This window comes from Enterobacter sp. KB-221C9 (assembly GCF_041320715.1).
Taxonomy (GTDB): Bacteria; Pseudomonadota; Gammaproteobacteria; order Enterobacterales; family Enterobacteriaceae; genus Enterobacter; species Enterobacter asburiae_D.
In genome coordinates this window covers 413,640-422,236 of the sequence record NZ_JBGIWG010000004.1, presented here as the reverse complement: position 1 = coordinate 422,236, position 8,597 = coordinate 413,640, and the positions used below count along the sequence as shown (strand labels likewise).

Sequence of the window (8,597 nt, the reverse complement as noted above, 5' to 3'; positions counted from 1 at the left end):
ACTTTGAGTGCCCACACAGATTGTCTGATAAATTGTTAAAGAGCAGTGCAACGCGGCTTTCGCTCACCGTTGCGAGGTGGCGTATATTACGCTTTCCTCTTTCAGAGTCAAGCGTTTATTTTCGCTCTTCTCTGTTGACCCGGCGGCGTGTGTGCCGTTGTTCCGTGTCAGTGGAGGCGCATTATAGGGAGTAATTCCGAACCTGCAAGGATAAAGTGAAATTTATTTACTGACTGCTCACTTTCCAGGCAAAACTAACTCCAGACCTCAATTTTCGCCTGGTTTTTAAACAAAAACGAGCCGCAAGCGGCTCGTTTTTGCGTTTTGTGACTTACTGCACTGCCACAATGCGATCGTCGTTGGCTTCCAGACGAATAACTTTGCCTGGAATTAACTCTCCGGAGAGAATCTGCTGCGCCAATGGGTTTTCGATCTGCTGCTGGATTGCACGTTTCAATGGACGTGCACCGTACACCGGATCGTAACCATTCTCGCTCAGCAGCTTCAGCGCCTCGTCGGAGATGTGAATTTCATACCCACGCTCTTCCAGACGTTTATACAGACGCTGCAGCTGGATCTGCGCAATCGACGCAATGTGTTTCTCACCCAGAGGATGGAAGACCACCACTTCATCAATACGGTTGATGAACTCCGGACGGAAGTTTTGGCTCACGACCCCCAGTACCAGATCCTTCATATGGCTATAGTCCAGTTCGCCGAAACGTTCCTGAATCAAATCGGAACCCAGGTTAGAGGTCATAATGACAACCGTATTACGGAAGTCGACCGTTCTCCCCTGCCCGTCGGTCAGACGGCCATCATCCAGCACCTGAAGCAGGATGTTGAATACATCCGGATGCGCTTTTTCCACTTCATCCAGCAGGATGACGGAATAAGGGCGACGGCGAACCGCTTCTGTCAGATAGCCACCTTCTTCGTAACCAACGTATCCCGGAGGCGCACCGACCAGACGTGAGACGGAGTGTTTCTCCATAAACTCGGACATGTCGATACGCACCATCGCATCGTCGCTGTCGAACATAAAGTTAGCCAGCGCTTTACACAGCTCGGTTTTACCGACACCCGTCGGCCCCAGGAACAGGAACGAACCAATCGGGCGGTTTGGATCGGACAGCCCCGCTCGGCTACGGCGAATAGCGTTCGATACCGCCTCAACCGCTTCGTTCTGACCAATCACCCGATTGTGGAGATCTTGCTCCATGCGCAGCAGTTTTTCACGCTCGCCTTCCAGCATGCGCGCCACCGGAATACCGGTCCAGCGAGCAAGCACTTCCGCGATTTCTGCATCCGTCACTTTATTACGTAACAGACGCATCGTTTTCCCTTCTGACTGCGTCGCTATCTCAAGCTGTTTTTCCAGCTCAGGAATTTTGCCGTACTGCAGTTCAGACATCCGCGCCAAGTCGCCGACACGGCGAGCCTGCTCAATGGCAATTTTTGCCTGTTCGAGTTCTGCTTTGATCGTCTGGGTGCCGGAAAGGGAAGCTTTCTCGGCTTTCCACTCTTCTTCCAGCTCAGAATACTGGCGCTCTTTATCGTCCAGTTCTTCATTGAGCATATCCAGGCGTTTCTTACTGGCTTCATCAGACTCTTTCTTCAGCGCCTGCTGCTCCAGCTTGAGCTGAATAATGCGTCGGTCGAGTCGGTCCAGCTCTTCCGGCTTCGAGTCAATCTGCATACGAATGCTTGATGCAGCTTCGTCGATCAGGTCAATCGCTTTGTCCGGCAGCTGACGGTCAGCGATATAACGATGCGAAAGCGTCGCCGCCGCAACGATGGCCGGGTCAGTAATTTGCACATGGTGGTGCAGCTCATAGCGCTCTTTCAGACCACGCAGGATCGCGATGGTATCTTCAACGCTTGGCTCAGCAACAAACACTTTCTGGAAGCGACGTTCCAGCGCAGCATCTTTCTCAATGTACTGACGATACTCGTCAAGCGTAGTGGCGCCGACGCAGTGAAGTTCACCGCGCGCCAGCGCAGGTTTCAGCATGTTCCCGGCATCCATCGCGCCGTCCGCTTTACCGGCACCGACCATGGTGTGCAGTTCGTCGATAAACAGGATAACGTTGCCTTCCTGCTTCGCCAGGTCGTTAAGCACGCCTTTGAGACGCTCTTCGAACTCGCCGCGGTATTTCGCACCGGCCACCAGCGCGCCCATATCCAGCGCCAGTACGCGACGGCCTTTCAGGCCTTCCGGCACTTCGCCGTTCACAATTCGCTGCGCCAGTCCTTCAACAATGGCGGTTTTACCGACACCCGGCTCACCAATCAGCACCGGGTTGTTCTTGGTACGACGCTGCAGTACCTGAATCGTACGGCGAATTTCTTCATCACGGCCGATAACCGGGTCAAGTTTGCCCTGCTCAGCACGCTCGGTCAGATCGACCGTAAATTTCTTCAAAGCCTGACGTTGGTCTTCGGCTCCCTGATCGTTCACGCTTTCACCTCCGCGCATTTTCTCAATCGCCTGAGTCACATTGGCGGTGGTCGCACCGGCAGATTTCAGCAGGTCGGTCAAGGTACCGCGTGATTCAAGCGCCGCCAGAACAAACAGCTCTGACGAAATAAAGTTGTCCCCACGTTTTTGCGCCAGCTTGTCGCAAAGGTTCAGCACGCGTACCAGATCCTGCGACGGCTGAACGTCGCCGCCGGTACCTTCTACCTGCGGCAAACGGCTCAGCGCCTGATCGATAGCGGTGCGTAACTGGCCAGCATTAATGCCAGCGGACGTTAATAAAGGACGTACCGATCCCCCTTCCTGATTCAGCAAGGCGCTCATTAAATGAAGAGGTTCGATAAATTGGTTGTCGTGCCCCAGTGCGAGGGACTGGGCATCGGCGAGAGCAAGCTGGAATTTATTAGTAAGACGATCCAGACGCATAACTCCTCCCATAACAGGTCAAATTTGCTACTGGAGATTAAATGAGGTCATCCCTCAATTATTCAAGGTTAATGACCTGAATTATGTGAAAAGAAAACGGCACGTACCGGATCGTCTTGATTCTTTAGGTTATATCAGCCAAATGAAACTTGCCATACGTCCCGTGGTCTTGTCGCGGCGATAGGAGAAAAAATCACCCTTTTCGGTGAATGTGCAGCGATCGCCGCCAAAGATCTGCGTCACGCCGACCTTATTCAGGCGCTGGCGGGCGAGCTGGTAAATATCGGCCAGATATTTATCCCCCGAAGGCAGGAAGGCTTCCACCGCTTGCGGATCTTTTTCCATAAAGGCTTCGCGCACCTCTGGCCCCACTTCAAAAGCGCGAGGACCAATGGCCGGGCCAAGCCAGGCCATAATATTGGTGGGCTCATCGTTAAAGCAGGCGACGGTTTCTTCGAGCACGCCTTCACACAGACCACGCCAGCCCGCGTGAGCTGCTGCCACCTCGGTACCTGCACGGTTACAGAACAGAACCGGCAGACAATCGGCGGTCATCACGGCACAAACGGTTCCCGAAGTATTGCTGTAAGAGGCATCAGCGCGTTTAGAAGCATAGGGTTCCCCCGTCAACGTCAGTACCGCGTTACCATGAACCTGTTCCAGCCAGACCGGTTTCGACGGCAAGTTCCCCGCAGCAAACAGACGCCTGCGGTTCTCTTCAACGTGTTCCAGGTTGTCGCCACAGTGCGCACCGAGGTTCAAAGACTCCCACGCGCCCTGGCTAACACCGCCAATACGGGTTGAACTACAGGCAGCCACACCCGCAGGCAATGGCCACTCCGGGACAATCAGTTTGGTCATAACCAGTCCACTTGATCCTTATGTTCTTCGAAATCAGCACGCATGGCGTCAATAAGATCCACCATATCCTGCGGGATAGGCGCATGCCACTCCATCTGAATACCGGTGATAGGGTGATAAAGACGCAGCATGGTCGCGTGCAGCGCCTGACGATCGAATTTACGCAATACGCTGATGAACTCATCCGATGCGCCTTTAGGCGGACGCGGACGACCGCCGTAGACCTGATCCCCCACCAGCGGATGGGTAATGTGGGCCATATGCACGCGGATCTGGTGAGTACGCCCGGTTTCCAGACGCAGACGTAGACGCGTATGAATACGGAAGTGTTCCATAATGCGATAGTGCGTCACTGCCGGTTTACCCATCGGATGCACCGACATATGGGTACGTTTGGTTGGGTGACGGCTGATTGGCTCTTCCACCGTTCCGCCAGAGGTCATATGCCCAATGGCTACGGCTTCATACTCGCGGGTGATTTCGCGCAGCTGCAGCGACTCCACCAGACGGGTCTGAGCAGGAACGGTCTTCGCCACCACCATCAAGCCGGTGGTGTCTTTATCCAGACGGTGCACGATGCCCGCGCGCGGGACATCCACGATCGGCGGATAATAATGGAGAAGTGCGTTAAGTACCGTACCGTCAGGATTCCCCGCGCCCGGATGAACAACCAGGTCGCGCGGCTTGTTGATCACCAGAATGTCATCATCTTCATAGACGATGTCCAGTGGGATATCCTGCGGCTCGAAGCGGATTTCCTCTTCGATTTCAGCATTGATGGCGACAGCTTCCCCACCTAACACTTTCTCTTTTGGTTTGTCCCAGATCTTGCCGTTTACCAGCACGCGCTGGTCAAGGATCCATTCTTTTATGCGTGAACGCGAATAATCAGGGAACAATTCGGCCAAAGCCTGATCTAAGCGTTGACCGAGCTGATTTTCGGAGACTGTTGCGGTGAGTTCTACTCGTTGTGCCATAAACTGCTTCTTCGTTTAACGTTGGGTTTTACGGCTTTGCCGTTTAATATAGTGTGCTATTGTAGCTGGTCTTAATCGGGAGCAGGAACAGAGTTTCTCCCGGACAAACATTTGAGGAAAGTCAAAACGTCATGACGCGCATGAAATATCTGGTGGCAGCGGCCACGTTGAGCCTGGCTTTGGTGGGCTGCTCCGGTTCAAATGAACAGGTCCCTGACAATCCGCCGAATGAAATCTATGCGACTGCACAACAAAAGTTGCAGGACGGTAACTGGAAACAGGCGATAACGCAACTGGAAGCGTTGGATAATCGCTATCCATTTGGTCCGTATTCGCAGCAGGTACAGTTAGATCTCATCTATGCATACTATAAAAATGCCGATCTGCCGCTGGCTCAGGCAACCATCGATCGTTTCATACGTCTGAACCCGACTCATCCTAACATCGACTATGTGATGTACATGCGCGGCCTCACCAACATGGCGCTGGACGACAGTGCGCTGCAGGGCTTCTTCGGCGTGGATCGTTCAGACCGTGACCCGCAGCATGCGCGTGATGCCTTCAATGACTTCTCCAAGCTGGTGCGCGGCTATCCGAACAGTCAGTACGTGACCGACGCCACCAAACGTCTGGTGTTCCTGAAAGATCGTCTGGCGAAATATGAATACTCCGTGGCGGAATACTATACCCGCCGTGGCGCATGGGTTGCCGTGGTTAACCGCGTAGAAGGTATGCTGCGTGATTATCCGGATACTCAGGCAACGCGCGACGGCCTGAAGCTGATGGAAAATGCTTACCGTCAGATGCAGATGACCACTCAGGCTGAAAAAGTGGCGAAAATCATCGCCGCGAACAGCAGCAACACCTGATCTTGCCTCAATGCAAAACGGCAGCCCTTGGGCTGCCGTTTTTTTATTCGTTTTCGAGCGTCGCTGAAGCGCGTTAGCTACAACACATCCAGTCAACTATGGCCCCAATTTTTGCCTTCGACAAGGTAAATCTCACCTCTTCCTGCCCTGCCTCACAAAAAAGATTCCCTGACAAAAACCGACAAAATAACGTGATCTAAATCACACATTTTGACATTAGGTCGGGTATGCTGGAATCACCAAGACGGAAAGACAAGAGGTAAAATTTATGACAATGAACATTACCAGTAAACAAATGGAAATTACTCCGGCAATCCGCCAGCACGTCGCAGACCGTCTCGCCAAACTGGATAAATGGCAAACTCATTTGATTAATCCACATATCATCCTGTCCAAGGAGCCGCAGGGTTTCATCGCTGACGCAACTATCAATACTCCAAACGGCCATCTGGTCGCCAGCGCAAAACACGAGGATATGTACACCGCTATTAACGATTTGATCAACAAGCTGGAACGGCAGCTCAATAAAGTGCAACACAAAGGTGAAGCCCGTCGCGCCGCAACATCGGTGAAAGACGCCAGCTTCGCGGAAGAAGTTGAAGAAGAGTAATCCTTTAAATTGAGTGTACCGCCAACGCGCCTTCGGGCGCGTTTTTTGTTTTTTATTGACAGGGTGAAAACAGTACGGGTACTTTAACGGTATCAATCACAGGATGACTTCATGAAACTTACGCCGTTCTTCTTCGCATTCTTTTTTTCCTTCCCCTGACTGGGAGGCGTTTCGTCGTGTGATAAAGAATGCGAAGACGAACAACAAGGCCTCCCACAGCGGGAGGCCTTTTTTATTGATAACGATAAAATGAGACAGGCAACACTATGACACCGGAAAACCCGTTACTGGATCTGCGCGTAAAAATCAGCGCGCTGGACGAGAAATTACTGGCGCTGCTGGCCGAACGCCGCACGCTCGCCGTCGAAGTGGGCAAAGCCAAGCTGGACTCCCATCGCCCGGTACGTGATATTGACCGCGAGCGCGATCTGCTGGAGCGGCTGATCCAGCTCGGTAAAGCGCATCACCTCGATGCCCACTACATCACCCGGTTGTTCCAGCTCATCATCGAAGACTCCGTTCTCACCCAGCAAGCGTTACTCCAGCAGCATCTGAACAAAACCAATCCGCACTCTGCGCGTATCGCCTTCCTCGGTCCGAAGGGCTCTTATTCTCACCTGGCCGCGCGTCAGTATGCCGCACGCCATTTCGAAGAGTTTATCGAGAGCGGCTGTGCGAAGTTTGCAGACATATTTAATCAGGTTGAGACCGGCCAGGCGGATTACGCCGTGGTGCCGATTGAGAACACCAGCTCCGGCGCCATCAACGACGTTTACGATTTGCTGCAGCACACCAGCCTGTCGCTGGTTGGCGAGCTGACGATCCCTATCGACCACTGCGTGCTGGTCTCCGGCTCAACCGACCTGAGCAAGATCGAAACGGTCTACAGTCATCCACAGCCGTTCCAGCAGTGCAGCCAGTTCCTGAACCGCTATCCGAACTGGAAAATTGAGTACACCGAAAGCACCTCGGCGGCGATGGAAAAAGTGACGCAGGCTAACTCCCCAACCGTCGCTGCGCTCGGCAGCGAAGCGGGCGGCGCGCTGTATGGTTTACAGGTACTGGAACGTAATCTGGCAAACCAGACGCAAAACATCACCCGTTTCGTGGTGCTGGCGCGTAAAGCTATTGATGTCTCGGATCAGGTTCCGGCTAAAACGACCCTGCTGATGGCCACCGGCCAGCAGGCCGGTGCGCTGGTTGAAGCCCTGCTGGTGCTGCGTAATCACAACCTGATCATGACGAAGCTGGAATCACGTCCGATTCACGGTAATCCGTGGGAAGAGATGTTCTACCTTGATATCCAGGCCAACCTGGAATCTGCATCCATGCAGAAAGCCCTGCGCGAACTGGGCGAGATCACGCGCTCCATGAAGGTGCTGGGCTGCTATCCGAGCGAGAACGTGGTCCCGGTTGACCCGGCTTAACGTTCGATAAACCGGCTTTTCTTCATCCCTGCCACGCTGACAGGCAGGGTGAAGATGGCGCCGGAGAGCGGATACTTCGCCACCTCCTCCGCATCCATATTTTCCCGCGTGGTGGTAATGAACAGCGTTTTCATATCATCACCGCCAAAACAGACCATCGTCGGGCAACGCACCGGCATGCGGTACTCTTCCAGTTGCTCCCCTTGCGGAGAAAAACGCGCAATACCCCAGCCGTCAAACAGCGCGCTCCAGTAGCAACCTTCCACATCCATGGCCGCGCCGTCCGGTATGCCTTCGCCCTCTTTAAACTGACGAAACACCTCACGCCTGCCGGGTTCGCCCTGCTCGTCAAGCGGCGTGCGGTAAATAACGCCGTTTGGCGTGTCTGAGGTAAACATCCACCGCTTGTCCGGGCTAAACGCTAAGCCGTTGTGCCCGTGAATATCGCACTGGATCACTTTCGGCGTCAGGTCGTTGTCGATGCGCATCAGCAACGCGCCGTTGTAATCTCCCGGCCCCCAAAACGTGCCCGCGTAGAACCGCCCCAGATAATCGGTGCCGCCGTCGTTAAAACGTGCAAGCTGCGGGTTAGAGGGGTTATCACACACCTTGCGGCGCAGCAGGCCGTGTTTATCGGTCAGCCAGATACCCGTTCGCATCGCAACGATAAAACCACCCTGCTCGCGCAGCGCGAAACAGCCCACCTCCTCATGGAAAGAGAGCACGGTGTGTTCTGCCGTCGGCAGATGGTAGCGGTGGATCTCCCCTTCCAGAATATCGGCCCAGTAGAGCGCGTGCTCTTCTGTGCTCCATGTCGGGCATTCAGGCAGATGCCCGGTGTAATTCAACAGCAGCTGCGGTTCGGCCATGACAGTTCCCCAAAATAAAAAAAGCCAGCATTGCTGGCTTTAACCATATAATGCATGGTTACTGCTTATCAATAACTTA

Annotated in this window: 8 protein-coding genes and 1 other annotated feature; of the genes, 4 read left to right on the top strand and 4 right to left on the bottom strand. The window is 53.7% G+C overall.

Annotation, left to right across the window (positions count from 1 at the left end):
* Positions 1-331: 331 nt before the first annotated feature.
* From clpB to rluD, 3 genes are all read right to left on the bottom strand, one after another.
* The gene (gene clpB / locus AB8846_RS08265; protein WP_063144125.1) at positions 332-2,905 is read right to left on the bottom strand and encodes an ATP-dependent chaperone ClpB; all 2,574 of its coding nucleotides are present in this window, start codon (positions 2,903-2,905) and stop codon (positions 332-334) included.
* A 129-nt stretch (positions 2,906-3,034) separates the two neighbouring features.
* Entirely contained in the window at positions 3,035-3,766 is a 732-nt protein-coding gene (yfiH, locus tag AB8846_RS08260) for a purine nucleoside phosphorylase YfiH (RefSeq protein WP_370732489.1), read from the bottom strand.
* The gene (gene rluD, locus AB8846_RS08255) at positions 3,763-4,743 is read right to left on the bottom strand and encodes a 23S rRNA pseudouridine(1911/1915/1917) synthase RluD (protein ID WP_023333072.1); all 981 of its coding nucleotides are present in this window, start codon (positions 4,741-4,743) and stop codon (positions 3,763-3,765) included. Before rluD ends, yfiH begins: the two co-directional genes overlap by 4 nt.
* A 131-nt stretch (positions 4,744-4,874) precedes the next feature.
* Here rluD and bamD point away from each other — a divergent pair, with 131 nt between their 5' ends.
* The 4 genes from bamD to pheA all read left to right on the top strand — a co-directional run bounded on the left by bamD (position 4,875) and on the right by pheA (position 7,649).
* Positions 4,875-5,612 (top strand): outer membrane protein assembly factor BamD, encoded by a 738-nt coding sequence (bamD, locus tag AB8846_RS08250; protein ID WP_370732488.1) that lies wholly within the window; start codon positions 4,875-4,877, stop codon positions 5,610-5,612.
* Positions 5,613-5,880: 268 nt separating this feature from the next.
* Positions 5,881-6,222, top strand: coding sequence for a ribosome-associated translation inhibitor RaiA (gene raiA / locus AB8846_RS08245; protein ID WP_003863162.1), 342 nt, complete (start codon positions 5,881-5,883; stop codon positions 6,220-6,222).
* A gap of 110 nt (positions 6,223-6,332) precedes the next feature.
* Positions 6,333-6,458, top strand: a sequence feature (Phe leader region).
* Positions 6,334-6,381 (top strand): pheA operon leader peptide PheL, encoded by a 48-nt coding sequence (gene pheL, locus AB8846_RS08240; RefSeq protein WP_370732497.1) that lies wholly within the window; start codon positions 6,334-6,336, stop codon positions 6,379-6,381. (Overlaps the previous feature by 48 nt.)
* 30 nt (positions 6,459-6,488) lie before the next feature.
* Positions 6,489-7,649: a bifunctional chorismate mutase/prephenate dehydratase gene (pheA, locus tag AB8846_RS08235; protein WP_370732487.1), complete on the top strand. Its 1,161-nt coding sequence runs from the start codon at positions 6,489-6,491 to the stop codon at positions 7,647-7,649.
* Here pheA and AB8846_RS08230 read toward each other — a convergent pair.
* Positions 7,646-8,518 (bottom strand): SMP-30/gluconolactonase/LRE family protein, encoded by an 873-nt coding sequence (locus AB8846_RS08230; protein WP_370732486.1) that lies wholly within the window; start codon positions 8,516-8,518, stop codon positions 7,646-7,648. The two genes, pheA and AB8846_RS08230, sit on opposite strands and share 4 nt — an antisense overlap.
* Between the last annotated feature and the right edge of the window lie 79 nt (positions 8,519-8,597).